Raw genomic sequence first — 15,746 nt, 5'->3', positions numbered from 1 at the left:
TCCGCACGGATCGGGTCCCGACCTCCCGGCGTGTCGGCCGCATCCGCGGCCGACACGCCGGCGACCCGGGACCAGGTCCGTTGCTACTGTCAGGGGCCGAGGAGGAACCCATGACCGTGCTCATCTCGCCCGCCGAGCTCGCCTCGGCCCTCGCATCGTCCGCCCCGCCGCGCCTGCTCGACGTGCGCTGGGCGCTCGCGCAGCCCAACGGCGAGGCCGAGCACGCCGAGGGGCACCTCCCCGGCGCTGTCTACGTCGACCTCGACACGGAGCTGGCGGACATCGGCGACCCGCGCGCGGGCCGCCACCCGCTGCCGACCCCCGAGGCGTTCCAGGCGGCCGCGCGGCGATGGGGCCTGCACGACGGCGACGCCGTGGTGGTCTACGACGGCGGACCGTCCTTCGGCGCCGCCCGCGCGTGGTGGTTGCTGCGGCACGCCGGCGTCGACGTGCGTATCCTCGACGGCGGCTACGCCGCGTGGGTGCTCGCCGGGCTGCCGGTCGAGACCGGCGCGGTCGCGCCCGCGCCCGGCACCGTGACGCTCGGCTGGGGACTCATGCCCGTCGTCGAGGCGGACGATGCGGCGGCCTGGCCCGCGCACGGCGTCCTGCTGGACGCCCGGGCGGGCGAGCGGTTCCGTGGCGAGGTCGAGCCGATGGACCCCGTCGCGGGCCACATCCCGGGCGCCGTCAACGCGCCGACGACCGAGAACGCCCACGCCTCGGGCACGTTCCTGTCCGCCTCGGAGCTCGAGGCGCGCTTCGCGGGGCTCGGCGTCTCGCCGGGCGCCGAGGTGGCCGTCTACTGCGGCTCCGGCGTCACCGCCGCCCACCAGATCGCCGCGCTCGAGATCGCCGGCATCCAGGCGACCCTGTACCCGGGCTCGTGGTCGGCCTGGGCCCACCAGGGCCGCCCGGTCGCGACGGGGGAGTAGCGACCCGGGGATCTCTCCACGCGAGGCGCCCCGCGCGCGCCCGATCCCGACCGTGTGCCCGTTCACATCGGGGACTTCGTGTGGAGCAGTGCCTCACCCGCGTGGAGGGGTCATCGGGGTGGGTCAGCCGTGGGCGAGCAGGTCCGCGTTGACGCCGTCCGTGAGCGCGCGGTCCACGACGAGCGCGCGGCCGTCGATCTCGTTGACCGGCCGCAGTAGCTGCACCGAGTCGGTGAGCCACACGTGCTCCGCCGCCTCGAGCTCGTCGACCGTGACGTCGCGGTACGTGCACGCGAGCCCGCGCGCCGTGAAGGACGCGAAGGCCGCGCGCTGCGCCGTGCCGTGGAGCAGCCCTCCCTCGGCCGCCGGCGTCACCACCTCGTCGCCGACCCGCACGAGCACGCTCGCGCGCGGCGCCTCCAGCACGTAGCCGTCGGTGGTGGTGAGGATGACGTCCTGGAGGCCGTGCGACTTCGCGTGCCGCTCGGCGGCCATGTTGACCGCGTAGGACAGCGTCTTGGCCCCCGCGAGCAGCCACGGCGCCTTCGCGCCGATCGCGTGCGGGTAGCCGCGCGAGAGCGTGATGACCGCGACGCCCTCGGTGCGCTCCCGCGTGACGTCGGGGAACACGTCCGCGTACACGAAGCCCGTCGGGCGTCCCGCGTGCGGGCCGTGCTCGGGGCCACGCGTGTAGACCACCTTGGCGAGCGCGGTCGGCGGGACTGTCGGCAGCCCCTCGAGCAGCGTGCGCACGGCGAGCGCGATCGCGTCGCGCATCGCCCCGAGGTCGGGCGCGGGCAGGTCGAGCATCGACGCGGACTGCGCCAGCCGCTCGAGGTGCGGCTCCAGGTCGTGCATCCGTCCCTGGTGGACGCCGACGGTCTCGAACACGCCGTCGCCGCGGGTGAGGCCCGCGTCGGTGGCGGTCGCGATGGGGGTCTCGGGATCGACGAGCTCGGCGCGGCAGCCGGGCATCCCCGCGACGGGAGCGGCACAGACGACAAGGGCGGGCATGGACACCTCCTCGGCCACCGTAGCGCGGGTAGAGGACGAAAGCGCGAGGTCACGGGCATGATGGGCGCATGGTGACCCCGTACGCGCCGCCGACCATCGCCGACCTCGTGGGGCGCACGCCCGTGGTGCGCCTCCAACGCCTCCCGGCCGAGGGCGGCGGGATGGTCCTCGCCAAGCTCGAGGGCGACAACCCCGCCGGCTCGGTCAAGGACCGCCCGGCGTTCTCGATGATCGCCGCCGCCGAGCAGGACGGGCTCATCGCCCCTGGTGCGACCCTGGTCGAGGCGACCAGCGGCAACACCGGCATCGCGCTCGCCGCGGCAGCCGCCGTCAAGGGCTACCGGATGATCCTCGTCATGCCCGCCGGCTCGTCGCGCGAGCGGTCGCTGTCGATGACGGCCTACGGCGCCGAGGTCGTCGAGACCGACAAGGAGGGCGGCATGGAGCTCGCCCGCGACGTCGCCGAGCAGATCTCCCGCGACACGGGCGCCGTCCGCCTCGACCAGTTCGCCAACCCCGCCAACCCGCGCGCCCACGAGCTCGCCACCGGCCCCGAGATCTGGGAGCAGACCCGGGGCACGGTCACCCACGTCGTGTCGTCGATGGGCACCACCGGCACGGTCACCGGCCTGTCGCGCGGCCTCCACGGGATCGCGCCGCACGTGCGGGTGGTCGGCATCCAGCCGGCGCCCGGCGCCGCGATCCCGGGCATCCGAGCCTGGCCGCCGGAGTACCTGCCACGCGTCTTCGACCCCACCCACATCGCCGAGGTCCGCACCGTCACGCAGGAGCGCGCCGTCGAGACCACGCGGGCGCTCGCGCGGCGCGAGGGCCTGCTCGTCGGCATGAGCTCGGGCGGGGCGGCGGCGATCGCGCTGGAGATCGCGGCCGAGGAGCCCGGCTCGACCGTGGTGTTCATCGCGTGCGACCGGGGCGACCGCTACCTGTCGACGCCGCTGTTCGACGCGTCGGGGGAGTAGGCGCCGGCGTCAGCCGACGACGTCCGCGCAGCCGCCCGAGCGGTCGACGCGCCCGTCCTCGTCCGCGACGTCGAGCGGCGACCAGTGCAGGATCCTGCCGTTCGCCGGGGTGGTCACCCACACGCAGAAGGTGTCGGCATCGCCGGCGACGTAGTCGCCCAGCTGCACGCCGTCCGCGACCTCGATCCGCGCGTACTCGGCGCCCTCGGCGAGGACCACGTACTCCCCGTCGATCTCCGCGACGTCCACGCGCGCGTCGGGGTGCTCCGCGAAGGCCGTGACGATGGTGACGCCCAGCTCCTCGAGGTCCGACCGCGCCCGCTTGGCGAGCGTCTTCCCGCTCGGTGCGGCGGGCTCGGCGGCGGGCTGGGCGCTGGTGGTCTCGACGACGACCGGGTCCGCCGCCTCGTCCGCCTCCATCGCCTCCTTCTGGGCGAGCGCGGCGATGGTGACGAGGGCGATGCCGAGGAGGGCGGTGGATGCGATGATGCCGAGGACCGCGGCGAGGCCGAGGCGGTGCTTCTGGGCGCGCTCGGGCTCGGGCTCGTCCTCCACCGGCCGCGCGTGCGCGGTCCAGGCGGCGCCGTCCCAGTAGCGCAGCACCCCCGCATCGAGCGGGTCCACGTACCAGCCCGCGACCGGCAGGTCGTGGGCAGGCTCCATCGACTCGGTCACGCAATCCCCCTCAGCATGTGCGACAACCGTCGGGTCAAAATACTTCACCCGACGATGCGTGTCACGGGGAAATCTCACACCGTCCCGAATCTGCGTGTTGCCTGCTAGAGGCGAGGATGTGCGTTTGGTCCGGTTCGTCGGGCCGGCGGCGGGGGACGATGCGGCGCGCCGTGCCCGCTCCCAGGCGGAGGGCCGGGGCGAGAACGGCGCCTCCCGGGGGACCCTCGACGGCCTCCCGGCGGGCGGCGCTGCACCCTTCCATCGACCCCTCCGACGCGCCGCGCGGCGTGTCGCGTCCGGGCGTGTCGCGCATCGTCCCGAAACGCGTCCGAAATAGTGGCGATATGCCTGGTAGAAAAGGCTGTCACCGGGTGCCGGGTGAAGGCTTGGTGAACGTGTCAGGAGCACCCCGGAACGTGCCGCACAATTGACCCTCGTGACAACGGATGTCTTCCCCGAACTGAGCCTCTCCGAGGCCGAGCGCGAGATCGACGCGCACATCTTCGCCCGCACCCCCGAGGCCGACCACGAGGCCAAGCTGCTGCGCGTCACGCAGGCGCTGTCGCTGCTCGGCGATCCGCATCGCTCGCTCGACATCATCCATGTGACGGGCACCAACGGGAAGACCTCCACGAGCCGCATGCTCGAGTCGCTGCTGCGCGCGCACGGCCTCCGCACCGGCCTGTTCACGTCGCCGCACCTCACCACGCTGCGCGAGCGCATCATGATCGACGGCGCGCCGCTGCCGCAGGACGCGCTGGTGCGACTCTGGCAGCACGTCGCGCCCGCGATCCACGCGGTCGACCAGGCGTCGATCCAGCGCGGCGGCCCGCGCATGAGCTTCTTCGAGGTGCTCACCGTCCTCGGCTTCGCCGCCTACGCGGACGCGGGCGTCGACGCGCTGGTCCTCGAGGTCGGCATCGGCGGCCTGCGCGACGCCACCAACGTCGCCGACGGCCGCGTCGCGGTCCTCACTCCGATGGCGCGCGACCACGACAAGTACTTCAAGGGCGGGCTGCCCGGCGTCGCGCACGAGAAGTCCGGCATCATCAAGCCCGGCGCGACCGTCGTGAGCGCGCTCCAGAAGGACGAGGCCGCGCAGGTCATCGTCGCCGCGGCGGCGCAGCGCCAGGCCTCGATCTTCTGGGAGGGCGCGCACATGTCGGTGTCCGACCGACGCATCGTCCCCGGCGGCCAGGTCGTCACGATGCACACCGCGGCGCGCAACTACGTCGACGTGTTCGTGCCGCTGCACGGCGAGTTCCAGGCGCAGAACGCGCTCATCGCGCTCGCCGCGTGCGAGGCGTTCCTCGGCGACGGCGTGCCGCGCTCGCTCAGCCTGCCCGCGGTCGCCCGCGGCTTCGCGGGCGCCACCTCGCCCGGCCGCATGGAGGTCGTGTCCGCCGAGCCGACCGTCATCGTCGACGCCGCCCACAACCCGCACGGCATCGCCGCGCTCGCCGACACGCTGCGCGAGACCTTCGACTTCGACCGCCTCGTCGGCGTGGTCGCGGTGCTCGCCGACAAGGACTCCGAGGGCATCCTCACCGGTCTCGCCGGCCTCATCGACGAGGTGATCATCACCCAGACCCGCTCGCACCGCGCCGCCGACGCGGAGGCGCTCGCCGAGCGCGCCCGCGCCATCTTCGGCGAGGACCGCGTGCGCGTGGCGCCGTCGGTGCCGGACGCCGTGCAGATGGCGACCACGCTCGCCGCGGAGGCCGAGGGGGAGGGCGGCGTGCTCATCGCGGGCTCGATCACCCTCGTCGCCGAGGCGCGCCGCCACCTCCAGGCGACGCACATGCCGGTCACCGTCGACGCGCGCACCGTCGTCGACGCGGCCGACGCCGCCGACGTGCCCGTCGAGGCGACGCCCGCCGGCACCGCCCCGGTCGAGGACTCGGACGAGCCCGGCACCATCCCCGCGTAGCGTCCGGACGCCGCCGCATCGCGAGGACGATGCGGCGGCGGCTCGTGCGTGCCGTGACACACTTGGACCATGACCGACCTTGACCTCGGCGGCCTCAGCCTCGAGGAGGCCGAGCGCGAGATCTACGCGCACATCGTCTCCCGCAACCCCGAGCACGACTTCGAGCCCACCATCGACCGCGTCCGCGACGCGTGCGACCTCCTCGGGAGCCCGCAGCAGGCCTACAAGGTGATCCACCTCACCGGCACCAACGGCAAGACGTCGACCGCACGGATGGCGGAGTCGCTCGTCCGCGAGCACGGCCTGCGCACCGGGCTGTTCACGTCGCCGCACCTCACGAGCGTGCGCGAGCGCATCCAGATCGACGGCGAGCCCATCGAGCGCGAGGACTTCGTGCGCCTGTGGCTCGACGTCGCGCCGATCATCCACATGGTCGACGCGCGCTCCGTCGAGGCCGGCGGCCCGCGGATGAGCTTCTTCGAGGTCCTCACCGTGCTGGCCCTCGCGGCCTTCGCCGATGCGCCCGTCGACGTCGCCGTCGTCGAGGTCGGCATGGGCGGCGTGTGGGACGCCACCAACGTCGTCGACGGCGAGGTGTCCGTCGTCACGCCCGTCGGGCTCGACCACCAGCAGTGGCTGGGCGAGTCGCTCGTCGACATCGCCGCGGAGAAGTCCGGGATCATCAAGGACGGCGCGGCGGTCGTGATCGCCGAGCAGTCCGCCAGCGTGGTGCCGGTCCTCGAGTCCGCGATCGCCGAGCGCGGCGCGCGCGCCTACTGGGAGGGCGAGGCCCTCGAGGTGATGGAGCGCCAGCCCGGCGTGGGCGGCCAGCTCGTCACGCTGCGCACCCCCGCGGCCACGTACGCCGACATCTTCGTGCCGCTCTACGGCGCCCACCAGGCCCACAACGCGCTGCTCGCGCTCGCCGCGGTCGAGCTGCTGCTCGCCGCGGGAGGCGAGCCGGTGTCGCTGTCGGGCGAGGCCGTCGAGGCCGGCTTCGCGCAGGTGAGCTCGCCCGGCCGCCTCGAGGCCGTCCGCACCTCGCCGCTCATCCTCGTCGACGCCGCGCACAACCCGCACGGCATCGACGCCATGGTCGACGCGCTCGACGAGTCGTTTGCGTTCGAGACCCTCGTCGGCGTCGTCGGCGTGCTCGCGGACAAGGACGCCGAGGGCATCCTCGCGGCGCTCGAGCCCGCGCTCGCGCACGTCGTCGTGACCGCGTCGCCGTCGCCGCGCGCCATCCCGGTCGAGGACCTCGAGAGGATCGCGATCGCCGTCTTCGGCGAGGACCGCGTCACCGCGACCGGCACCGTCCCGGACGCGATCGACGCGGCCGTCCAGCGCGCCGAGCGCGACGACGACCTCGGCGCCGGCGTGCTCGTCGTCGGGTCGATCACGCTCGTCGCGGAGACCCGCATCCTCACCGGCGCGGACCGTCGCAAGGGCCAGGGGCAGGCCCGATGAGCGCACGTCCTCAGCGTCCCGCGACGCTGACGTTCTGCCAGGCCGTCCTGGCGCTGCAGTCGCTCGCCGCGTTCTTCGCGGTGCTCGTGCTGTGGGGCCTCGACCGGGCCGGCGAGATCGACATCCCGGGCGGGCTGCTCTGGGGCGGCGGGCTCGGCCTCGTCGTCCTGCTCGGCTACGCCGTGGGCCAGCAGCGCAAGCGCTGGGGGCGCTGGCTGGGCTGGGCGCTGCAGGTGCCGATGCTGCTCGGCGGGTTCATCGAGCCCACCATCGCCATCATCGGCGGCACGTTCCTCGTCACCTGGATCATCGGGCTCCGGCTCGGGTCGCGCATCGACCGCGAGCGCGCCGAGCGCGCCGCGGCGGAGGAGGCCGCGGAGACCGCGGACGGGGCCGTGGGCGAGGACGCCGCCGGGGGAGAGCCGGCGTGAGCGGTTTCCTCTGGCGCATGGGCGGCGCCCTCGCGCTCGGCGTGCTGGGCCTCACCCTCGTCTTCTGGCAGCTCGAGCACGCGTCGCTGTACGCCTTCGCGGGGCTGGGTCGGCCGTCGACGGCCGTCTACGCGCTGCTGTTCACCGGCCTCGTGCTGGTCAACGTCTCGGTGTTCTACATGCTCACGCGGTGGTCGCGCTTCCTGCGCGCGCACCCGGAGACGCGCCAGCTGCCCCCGTGGTTCCTCGTGGGCGTCATCGTGCTGTCGGGCGCGGTGCTCGTCACCGGCATCGCGGTGCACGCGGGCTACCTGCGCTCGCTCGACCCGCTGCCGATGGACATCAGCCAGGGCTTCGTGGCCTTCGAGGTGTCGTTCGCAAGCCTCGTGTTGGTGCCGCTCGTGCTGCTCGCGGTGCGCTGGTCCACCGGCTACCGCAACGCCTGAGCGGGCCGCGCGCCGCGCATCGTCCCGTCAGACGGTGACGACCGACGTGACGTCGTAGCCCTCGAGCGCGTCGCGGCCCGGCAGCTCGCCGATCTCGATGAGGAAGCTGAAGCGCACCGACGCCGCGCCGCCGCGCTCGAGCATCTCCGCGACTGCGCGGGCGGTGCCGCCGGTGGCGAGGACGTCGTCGATGACGAGCACGTGGCGGCCCTCGACCGAGCCGGCGCTGACGGCGAGGTCGCGCGCGCCGTACTCGATCTCCGCGGAGGACTCGAGCAGGTCGACGCCGGGCATCTTGCCCTTCTTGCGGACCATCGCCATGCCGACGTCGAGGGTCTGCGCGACGACCGGTGCGAAGATGAAGCCGCGCGCGTCCACGCCGGCGACGATGTCGACGGGCGCGCCGCTCGGGGGCATCAGCTGGATGCAGGCCTCGCGGAAGCGCTCGGGGCTCGCCAGGATCGGCGCGATGTCGTAGAAGAGGATCCCCTCGATGGGGAAGTCCGGATACGTGTCGAAGTCGTCGATCGTGATCACGGGTCCATCCTGTCACGGCGAGGTCCCGGCCCCGCCGGACCCGGCAGGGCCCGGTGATCCGCCCTTTCCGCCCCGGAGGTGACGCGAGCCCTGGACAGCCGCGGCGAGGCCCCCGCTAGGCTCCCCACCATGACGGAACGCACCCTCATCCTGGTCAAGCCCGACGGAGTGAAGCGCGGCCTGTCGGGGGAGGTCCTCCGGCGGGTCGAGGCGAAGGGCTACACGCTCGTCGCCGTCGAGCTGCGGCAGGCCACCCCCGAGCTGCTCGCCGAGCACTACGCGGAGCACGTGGGCAAGCCCTTCTACGACCCGCTGGTCGAGTTCATGCTGTCCGGCCCGGTGCTCGCGGTGGTCGCCGAGGGCGAGCGCGTCATCGAGGGCTTCCGCGTCATGGCGGGCCCCACGGACCCGACCACGGCCGCCCCGGGCTCGATCCGCGGCGACCTCGCGCGCCAGTGGGACCTGCCGGTGATCCACAACATCGTGCACGGCTCGGACTCGCCCGAGTCCTCCGAGCGCGAGATCGGGATCTGGTTCCCCGGCCTGTAAGCCCAGGTAGGCGGGCCTTCCACCAGGCAGAATGCCCGTCTGGGCGTGTCCGCTCGCGCCTCACCTGAGCACGCCCGCGCGTCCCCTACACTCGCACCCATGCATCTCAAGACGCTGACGCTGCGAGGCTTCAAGTCCTTCGCGTCGGCGACGACCCTCGAGTTCGAGCCGGGCGTCACGTGCGTCGTCGGCCCGAACGGGTCGGGCAAGTCCAACGTTGTCGACGCGCTCGCGTGGGTCATGGGCGAGCAGGGCGCCAAGACGCTGCGCGGCGGCCAGATGGCGGACGTCATCTTCGCCGGCACCTCGGGCCGCGCGCCGCTCGGCCGCGCCGAGGTCTCGCTCACCATCGACAACACCGACGGCGCGCTGCCGATCGACTACACCGAGGTGACGATCAGCCGCACGCTGTTCCGCAGCGGCGGCTCGGAGTACGCGATCAACGGATCCGCGTGCCGCCTGCTCGACGTCCAGGAGCTGCTGTCGGACTCCGGCCTCGGCCGCGAGATGCACGTCATCGTGGGCCAGGGCCAGCTCGACGCCGTGCTGCGCGCCACCCCCGAGGACCGCCGCCACTTCATCGAGGAGGCCGCCGGCATCCTCAAGCACCGCCGCCGCAAGGACAAGGCGCTGCGCAAGCTCGACTCGATGCAGGCCAACCTCACGCGCGTCCAGGACCTCACCGGCGAGATCCGCCGCCAGCTCGGCCCGCTGGGCAAGCAGGCCGAGGTCGCGCGCCAGGCCCAGCGCATCCAGGTCGACGTCCGCGACGCCCGCTCGCGCCTGCTCGCTGACGACATCGCCACGCTCACCGAGTCGATGTCCAAGGACAAGGCCGACGAGACCGCGCTGCTCGAGCGCCGCGACACCGTCGAGAAGGCCCTCGCCGACGCCCGCGCGCTGCTCGCCGACCTCGAGCGCCAGAGCGCCGAAGCCGCCCCCGCGCTCACCCGCGCGAACGACACGTTCTACCGCCTCAGCGCCATCCGCGAACGCCTGCGCAACCTCCACACGCTCGCCGAGGAGCGCCTGCGCATGCTCGGCAGCACCCAGAGCGAGGCGCCGCCCACGGACCTCGTCGACCTCGACGAGCAGGTCGAGCGCGCCCGTGCGGCCCGCCAGGAGCTCGAGGCCGAGGTCGAGGCCGCCGCCGCCGACCTCGAGGCCGCGATCGAGGCACGCAAGGACGCCGAGGAGAGCGCGTTCCAGTCGGACCGCCACCACGCGAACCTGCTGCGCTCGGTCGCGGACCGCCGCGAGGGCGTCGCGCGCCTCGCCGGCCAGGTGGCCGCCAAGCGCTCGCGCGTCGAGTCGGGCGAGGCGGAGATCGGCCGCCTCCAGGAGCAGCTCGCCTCCGCCGAGAAGCGCGCCCACGACGCCAACGCCGAGTTCCAGCACGTGGAGACCTCCGTCGCCACGGTCGACGCAGGGGAGGAGGACCTCGACGTCCAGCACGAGTCCGCCACCGAGGCGTGGGAGCGCGCCAAGGCCGCGGTCTCCGAGCTCAAGGACGCCCTCCACACCGCGATGCGCGAGCGCGACTCGTGGGCCGCGCGCGGCGAGGCGCTCGAGCTGTCGCTGGTCCGCAAGGACGGCGCCGGCGCGCTCCTCGCGAGCGGCCTGCGCGCCATCACCGGCACCGTCGCCTCGCTCGTCGAGGTGAGGGACGATGCGGAGGACGCCCTGGCGGCCGCGCTCGGCCCGCTCGCGGACGCCCTCGCGGTCGACTCCGTCGAGGACGCGGTCGACGCCATCCGCTGGCTGCGCGACGAGGACGCCGGCCGGGCCCGCTTCCTCGTGGCGGACCCGGACGCGGCCGCCGACAACCCCGCCGTCGACCTTCCCGCCTGCGCCCGCTGGGCGACCGACCTCGTCGACGGCCCGGCCGCGCTCGTCGCGACGGTCCGCTCGCTCGTCGCGGGCGTCGCCGTCGTCGACGACCTCGCGGCCGCCCGCGCCCTCGTCGCCGCACATCGCGAGGTCACCGCCGTCACCCGCCGCGGCGACGTGCTCGGCGGCCGCACCGCCTCGGGCGGCGCCGGGGACGCGCCGAGCGTCATCCACGTCCAGGCCGCCTTCGACGACGCGCGCGAGAAGCGCGACGTCGCCGCCGCGCAGGTCGAGCGCACCGAGGAGCTGCTGCGCGCCTCCGAGGACACCGAGGCCGAGGCCCGCGGCCTCCACGAGCGCACGCTCGCGCGCCTCAACGAGGCCGACGCGCGCATGGCCGCCGTCGCGGAGCAGCTCGGTCAGCTGGGCGCGCAGGCCCGCGCCGCGAAGGCCGAGGCCGAGCGCTTCACCGACCAGCTCGACCAGGCCCACGGCCGCATGAAGGCCGACGAGGACGAGCTCGCGAGCCTCACCGAGCGCCTCGCCGCCGCGCAGGCCGAGCCCGAGCAGTTCGAGGCCGACACCCGCGAGGCGCAGGAGCGCCGCGACGAGGACGAGGCGAACGCCCGCACGGCCCGCGCCAAGGAGACCGAGGCGCGCCTCGCCCTGCGCACCTCCGAGGAGCGCGCCCGCGCCCTCGCCGCCCGCGCCGAGAGCCTCGAGCGTGCCGCCGTCGCCGAGCGCGAGGCGCGCGCCCGTGCCGAGGCCGCCGCGGCCCGGCGCGAGCGCCAGGCCCAGGCCGCGCGCGAGGTCATCGCCGGCAGCCAGGACGCCATCGCGCTCATCGACGTCTCCGTCCAGCACGCCGACGACAAGCGTGCCGCCGTCGAGGCCGAGCGCTCCGAGCGCACCGGCAAGCTCGCCGAGGTGCGCCGCAGCGTCGACGAGCTGTCCACCGAGCATGCGCGCCTCACCGACGACGCCCACCGCGACGAGGTCGCCCGCGCCGAGCAGAACGTGCGCCTCGAGCAGCTGCGCCAGCGCGCGGTCGACGAGCTCGGCATGGACCCCGACCGGCTGGTCGAGGAGCTCGGCCCGCACCTGGGCGTCCCCGTGTGGGGCGCGGAGGCGGCGGACGTGGCCGGCGCCGAGGACGGGGAGGGCGAGGACGCCGAGCCCGCCACCACGCCCTACGTCCGCGAGCAGCAGGAGAAGCGCCTGCGCCAGGCCGAGCGCGCGATGAACCAGCTGGGCCGAGTCAACCCGCTCGCGCTCGAGGAGTTCGCCGCGCTCGAGGAGCGCCACAAGTTCCTCACCGACCAGCTCGCGGACATCAAGCGCTCGCGCGAGGACCTCCTCACCATCGTCAAGGAGATCGACGAGCGGGTCGAGGTGATCTTCGCGGAGGCCTTCGCGGACACCGCCGCGCAGTTCGACCGCGTCTTCCCGCGCCTGTTCCCGGGCGGCGAGGGCAAGCTCGTGCTCACCGACCCGGCCAACATGCTCACCACCGGCATCGAGGTCGAGGCGCGTCCCGCGGGCAAGAAGGTCAAGCGCCTGTCGCTGCTGTCCGGCGGCGAGCGCTCGCTCACCGCGGTCGCGCTGCTCGTGTCGATCTTCAAGGCCCGCCCCAGCCCCTTCTACGTCATGGACGAGGTCGAGGCCGCCCTGGACGACGTCAACCTGGGCCGCCTGCTCGAGATCTTCCGCGAGCTGCAGGAGGACTCCCAGCTCATCGTCATCACGCACCAGAAGCGCACCATGGAGATCGCGGACGCGCTCTACGGCGTGACGATGCGCGGCGACGGCGTCACCACCGTCATCAGCCAGCGCCTGCGCGACGACGACGCCGCCTGACGGCCCTGGCAGACCGCCCATCGGCGGCGGATCGGGAACACCACCGCGCCCGGCACGTTCTCCTCGCGGGGCCTGGTGCCCCTTTTTGTCATCACTTGTCCGGTGCGCGATGCCGGCCAGGAAGGCCGACGGCCGACGGGCCCGAGGCGTGGGGAGCGACGCATGTTCAGCTACATGGTGCAGACGCTGGTGGTGGGCGGGCTCATCGCCGCCATCGTGTTCGTGGCCGCCTTCGCGAGCGAGGGGCGCGGCCGCCGCGTCGTGCGGATCCTGCTGGGCGCCGAGGAGCGCCGCCCGGTCCGCGAGCACCTGTTCGACGAGATCGAGCGCCCCGAGTCGACCCTCGACGTCGTGGGCGAGCTGGGCCGCGAGACCACGTCCCTCCCGATCGTCACGATGCGCGCCCCGCACCAGCCCGCACGCCACCGCGCCTGACGACTCCCGCAGGCCCGGCGACGTCCCGCCGGTCGACCTGACAGACTGTGCCCGTGGACATCTCATGGATCCCTGGTGACAGCGACCTCCTGGTGACCATCGTCGCCGGCCTCGTGGTGATCGGCGGCGTGGGCGCCGCCCTCATCGGCAGGAACCGGCAGGCGCCGCCGCGCGAGGCGCCCCCGCGTCGGGACGATGCGGCGGCCACCGCCGCGCCGACCGTCGAGGAGGCGGAGGCCCCCGAGGAGACCGTCGAGGCGGTCGAGACGCCCGAGGCGGTCGACCATCGCTTCGGCCGCCTGCGTCGACGCGTCGGCACCACGTTCGGGCAGTCGCTGCTCGCGATCTTCCGCCGCGGCGCGCTGTCGCAGGACGACTGGGACGAGCTCGAGGAGACCCTCCTCATGGCGGACGTCGGCGCCGCCGCGACCGACGAGCTCCTCGCCGACCTCAAGGCGCGCCTCAAGGCGGAGCCCGACGGCGACCCGCGCGCGCTGCTGCGCGCCGCGCTCCTCGACGTCGTCGACCCGGCCCTCGACCGCTCGCTCGCGCTCGGAGCGCCGGGCGACGGCGAGCTGCACAGCGCGATCGTCGTGGGCGTCAACGGCGTGGGCAAGACCACCACGGTCGGCAAGCTCGCCCGCGTCCTGGTCGCCGAGGACCGCACCGTCGTGCTCGGCGCGGCGGACACGTTCCGTGCCGCCGCCGCGGACCAGCTCGAGACGTGGGGCGCCCGCGTGGGCGTGCCCGTCGTGCGCGCGCACGTCGACGGCGCGGACCCGGCCTCCGTCGCGTACGAGGCCGCCGACCGCGCGCGCACCGACGCCGCCGAGGTGCTGCTCGTCGACACCGCCGGGCGCCTGCAGAACAAGCAGGGCCTCATGGACGAGCTCGGCAAGATCGTCCGCGTCGTATCGAAGGTGAGCCCGCCCAAGGAGGTGCTGCTCGTGCTCGACGCGACCACCGGGCAGAACGGCCTCACCCAGGCGCGCGTGTTCGGCCAGGTCGCCCCGCTCACCGGCATCGTCCTCACCAAGCTCGACGGCACCGCCAAGGGCGGCATCGTGCTCGCCGTCCAGGGCGAGCTCGGCGTGCCCGTGAAGTTCGTCGGCCTCGGGGAGGGCGCGGACGACCTCGCGCCCTTCGACCCCGCCGGCTTCGTCGACTCGCTGCTGGGGGAGTAGCGCGCCGCGGACCCGCGCGGGGGCGCCCCGACACCCCTGGCACCCGGCTTGTCCGTTTGCGCAACGCACCTTTTACGTGCGCCCGGCCGATGTAACCGTTCGGAAACATGGGGGTCGTCCAGGTTTAACAACGTTGCGGAAGTCTCTTGGGTGACTAGCCGGATGGCTAGCGAAAAGGAGAGACAAACCAATGGAAGACGCAATGGCATACGCCGACGGAGTGGGGGCCCTCGGCTGGCTCCTCGTGTCGGCTTCGCTGGTGCTGCTGATGACGCCTGCCCTGGCGTTCTTCTACGGCGGCATGTCGCGCAGCAAGTCCGTCCTGAACATGATGATGATGAGCTTCGGCTCCCTCGCGGTGGGCATGCTCGCGTGGGTGCTGTTCGGCTACTCGATCTCGGCCGGCCCGACGGTGAACAACCTGTTCGGCGAGCCGTTCTCGAACTTCGGCATGATCGACGTCGTCAACAACTACGCGGAGGACCCGATCTCGCTGATCTCGGCGGGCTTCGGCGCCACCTTCGCCATCATCACCGTCGCGCTGATCTCCGGCTCGGTCGCGGACCGCATGAAGTTCTCCGCCTGGCTGACGTTCGCCTTCATCTGGGTCGTCCTCGTGTACGGCCCCGTGTCGCACTGGGTCTGGGGCACCGGCACCAACGGTGAGGGCTTCGACGCCCTCCTCGGCGGCGGCGGCCCGCTCTTCGCGGACCTGCCCGGCCCGTACGACTTCGCCGGCGGTACCGTCGTCCACATCAACGCCGGTGTGGCCGGCCTCGTGCTTGCTCTCCTGCTCGGCATCCGCAAGGGCTTCGGCAAGGAGCCCTTCAAGCCCCACAACCTGCCGTTCGTCATGCTCGGCGCGGCCCTCCTGTGGTTCGGCTGGTTCGGCTTCAACGCCGGTTCGGCGTTCGCCGCCGACGGCTACGCGGCCCTCGCGTGGGTCAACACCACCACCGCGACCGCCATCGCGATGCTCGGCTGGCTGCTCACGGAGAAGATCCGCGACGGCAAGGCCACCTCGCTCGGCGCCGCCTCCGGTGTGGTCGCCGGTCTCGTCGCCATCACCCCGTCGTGCGCGTCGGTCGACACCTGGGGCGCCATCGTCATCGGCTTCTTCGCCGGTGTCCTCTCGGCCCTCGCGGTCGGCCTCAAGTACAAGTTCGGCTACGACGACTCGCTCGACGTCGTGGGCGTCCACCTCGTCTCGGGCCTCTGGGGCACCCTGGCCATCGGCCTCGTCGCCTCGGGCACCATCAACGGTGACGCCGGTCTGTTCTACGGTGGTGGCGTGACCCTGCTCGGCGTCCAGGCTGCTGCCGCGGCGATCACGATCGTCTACTCGGCCATCATGACGCTGCTCATCGGTCTGGCCATCAAGTACACGATCGGTCTTCGCGTGAGCGAGGATGTCGAGGTGCAGGGCATCGACCTCGCCGAGCACGGCGAGACCGCTTACGAGGAGGCTGTGTAAAC

Annotated in this window: 14 protein-coding genes; 11 read left to right on the top strand and 3 right to left on the bottom strand. The window is 73.4% G+C overall.

Going from position 1 to position 15,746, the window contains the following annotated elements:
- Positions 1 to 110 precede the first annotated feature (110 nt).
- Entirely contained in the window at positions 111 to 935 is an 825-nt protein-coding gene (locus AOM07_RS00200; RefSeq protein WP_062309989.1) for a sulfurtransferase, read from the top strand.
- A 123-nt stretch (positions 936 to 1,058) separates the two neighbouring features.
- Here the strand turns inward: AOM07_RS00200 and AOM07_RS00195 are convergent, their stop codons facing one another.
- On the bottom strand, positions 1,059 to 1,949 hold the full coding sequence (locus tag AOM07_RS00195; protein ID WP_062309983.1) for an aminodeoxychorismate lyase: 891 nt from the start codon (positions 1,947 to 1,949) through the stop codon (positions 1,059 to 1,061).
- Positions 1,950 to 2,017: 68 nt separating this feature from the next.
- Here AOM07_RS00195 and cysM point away from each other — a divergent pair, with 68 nt between their 5' ends.
- Entirely contained in the window at positions 2,018 to 2,929 is a 912-nt protein-coding gene (gene cysM / locus AOM07_RS00190) for a cysteine synthase CysM (RefSeq protein ID WP_062309979.1), read from the top strand.
- 9 nt (positions 2,930 to 2,938) lie between these two features.
- On the opposite strand, the gene AOM07_RS00185 is transcribed toward cysM, so the two are convergent.
- Entirely contained in the window at positions 2,939 to 3,604 is a 666-nt protein-coding gene (locus AOM07_RS00185) for a DUF2510 domain-containing protein (RefSeq protein WP_062309974.1), read from the bottom strand.
- Positions 3,605 to 4,040: 436 nt separating this feature from the next.
- Between AOM07_RS00185 and AOM07_RS00180 the strand changes: the two genes are divergently transcribed.
- From AOM07_RS00180 to AOM07_RS00165, 4 genes are all read left to right on the top strand, one after another.
- On the top strand, positions 4,041 to 5,534 hold the full coding sequence (locus AOM07_RS00180) for a bifunctional folylpolyglutamate synthase/dihydrofolate synthase (protein WP_228374338.1): 1,494 nt from the start codon (positions 4,041 to 4,043) through the stop codon (positions 5,532 to 5,534).
- A gap of 69 nt (positions 5,535 to 5,603) precedes the next feature.
- Positions 5,604 to 7,001, top strand: coding sequence for a bifunctional folylpolyglutamate synthase/dihydrofolate synthase (locus tag AOM07_RS00175; protein WP_062309970.1), 1,398 nt, complete (start codon positions 5,604 to 5,606; stop codon positions 6,999 to 7,001).
- A complete protein-coding gene (locus tag AOM07_RS00170; RefSeq protein ID WP_062309967.1) occupies positions 6,998 to 7,432 on the top strand; it encodes a DUF4233 domain-containing protein in 435 nt (144 codons plus the stop codon). The genes AOM07_RS00175 and AOM07_RS00170 overlap by 4 nt, the downstream gene beginning before the upstream one ends.
- Positions 7,429 to 7,878, top strand: a complete 450-nt coding sequence (locus tag AOM07_RS00165; protein WP_156165352.1) for a hypothetical protein — start codon at positions 7,429 to 7,431, stop codon at positions 7,876 to 7,878. Before AOM07_RS00170 ends, AOM07_RS00165 begins: the two co-directional genes overlap by 4 nt.
- A 27-nt stretch (positions 7,879 to 7,905) precedes the next feature.
- On the opposite strand, the gene AOM07_RS00160 is transcribed toward AOM07_RS00165, so the two are convergent.
- Positions 7,906 to 8,415: an adenine phosphoribosyltransferase gene (locus AOM07_RS00160; protein ID WP_062309959.1), complete on the bottom strand. Its 510-nt coding sequence runs from the start codon at positions 8,413 to 8,415 to the stop codon at positions 7,906 to 7,908.
- A gap of 129 nt (positions 8,416 to 8,544) precedes the next feature.
- Between AOM07_RS00160 and ndk the strand changes: the two genes are divergently transcribed.
- The 5 genes from ndk (at position 8,545) to AOM07_RS00135 (ending at position 15,744) form a co-directional block, all read left to right on the top strand.
- Complete coding sequence (ndk, locus tag AOM07_RS00155; RefSeq protein ID WP_062309955.1) at positions 8,545 to 8,964, top strand: nucleoside-diphosphate kinase; 420 nt, start codon at positions 8,545 to 8,547, stop codon at positions 8,962 to 8,964.
- 99 nt (positions 8,965 to 9,063) lie between these two features.
- Positions 9,064 to 12,651, top strand: a complete 3,588-nt coding sequence (smc, locus tag AOM07_RS00150) for a chromosome segregation protein SMC (protein ID WP_062309952.1) — start codon at positions 9,064 to 9,066, stop codon at positions 12,649 to 12,651.
- A 162-nt stretch (positions 12,652 to 12,813) separates the two neighbouring features.
- Positions 12,814 to 13,086: a hypothetical protein gene (locus tag AOM07_RS00145; RefSeq protein ID WP_062309949.1), complete on the top strand. Its 273-nt coding sequence runs from the start codon at positions 12,814 to 12,816 to the stop codon at positions 13,084 to 13,086.
- A gap of 53 nt (positions 13,087 to 13,139) precedes the next feature.
- Positions 13,140 to 14,270 (top strand): signal recognition particle-docking protein FtsY, encoded by a 1,131-nt coding sequence (gene ftsY / locus AOM07_RS00140; protein WP_228374337.1) that lies wholly within the window; start codon positions 13,140 to 13,142, stop codon positions 14,268 to 14,270.
- 202 nt (positions 14,271 to 14,472) lie between these two features.
- Complete coding sequence (locus tag AOM07_RS00135; RefSeq protein ID WP_062309946.1) at positions 14,473 to 15,744, top strand: ammonium transporter; 1,272 nt, start codon at positions 14,473 to 14,475, stop codon at positions 15,742 to 15,744.
- Positions 15,745 to 15,746 lie beyond the last annotated feature (2 nt).

This window comes from Demequina rhizosphaerae (assembly GCF_000971255.1).
Classification (GTDB): Bacteria; Actinomycetota; Actinomycetes; order Actinomycetales; family Demequinaceae; genus Demequina; species Demequina rhizosphaerae.
The sequence above is the reverse complement of the archived record's forward strand: the minus strand, read 5'-3'. Positions and strand labels throughout refer to the sequence as shown.

Bases quoted from the DNA above. Each gene is read 5' to 3' on its own strand.
- AOM07_RS00200 (WP_062309989.1), top strand. From the start codon at position 111: ATGACCGTGCTCATCTCGCCCGCCGAGCTCGCCTCGGCCCTCGCATCG.
- AOM07_RS00195 (WP_062309983.1), bottom strand. From the start codon at position 1,949: ATGCCCGCCCTTGTCGTCTGTGCCGCTCCCGTCGCGGGGATGCCCGGC.
- cysM (WP_062309979.1), top strand. From the start codon at position 2,018: ATGGTGACCCCGTACGCGCCGCCGACCATCGCCGACCTCGTGGGGCGC.
- AOM07_RS00175 (WP_062309970.1), top strand. From the start codon at position 5,604: ATGACCGACCTTGACCTCGGCGGCCTCAGCCTCGAGGAGGCCGAGCGC.
- AOM07_RS00170 (WP_062309967.1), top strand. From the start codon at position 6,998: ATGAGCGCACGTCCTCAGCGTCCCGCGACGCTGACGTTCTGCCAGGCC.
- ndk (WP_062309955.1), top strand. From the start codon at position 8,545: ATGACGGAACGCACCCTCATCCTGGTCAAGCCCGACGGAGTGAAGCGC.
- smc (WP_062309952.1), top strand. From the start codon at position 9,064: ATGCATCTCAAGACGCTGACGCTGCGAGGCTTCAAGTCCTTCGCGTCG.
- AOM07_RS00145 (WP_062309949.1), top strand. From the start codon at position 12,814: ATGTTCAGCTACATGGTGCAGACGCTGGTGGTGGGCGGGCTCATCGCC.
- AOM07_RS00135 (WP_062309946.1), top strand. From the start codon at position 14,473: ATGGCATACGCCGACGGAGTGGGGGCCCTCGGCTGGCTCCTCGTGTCG.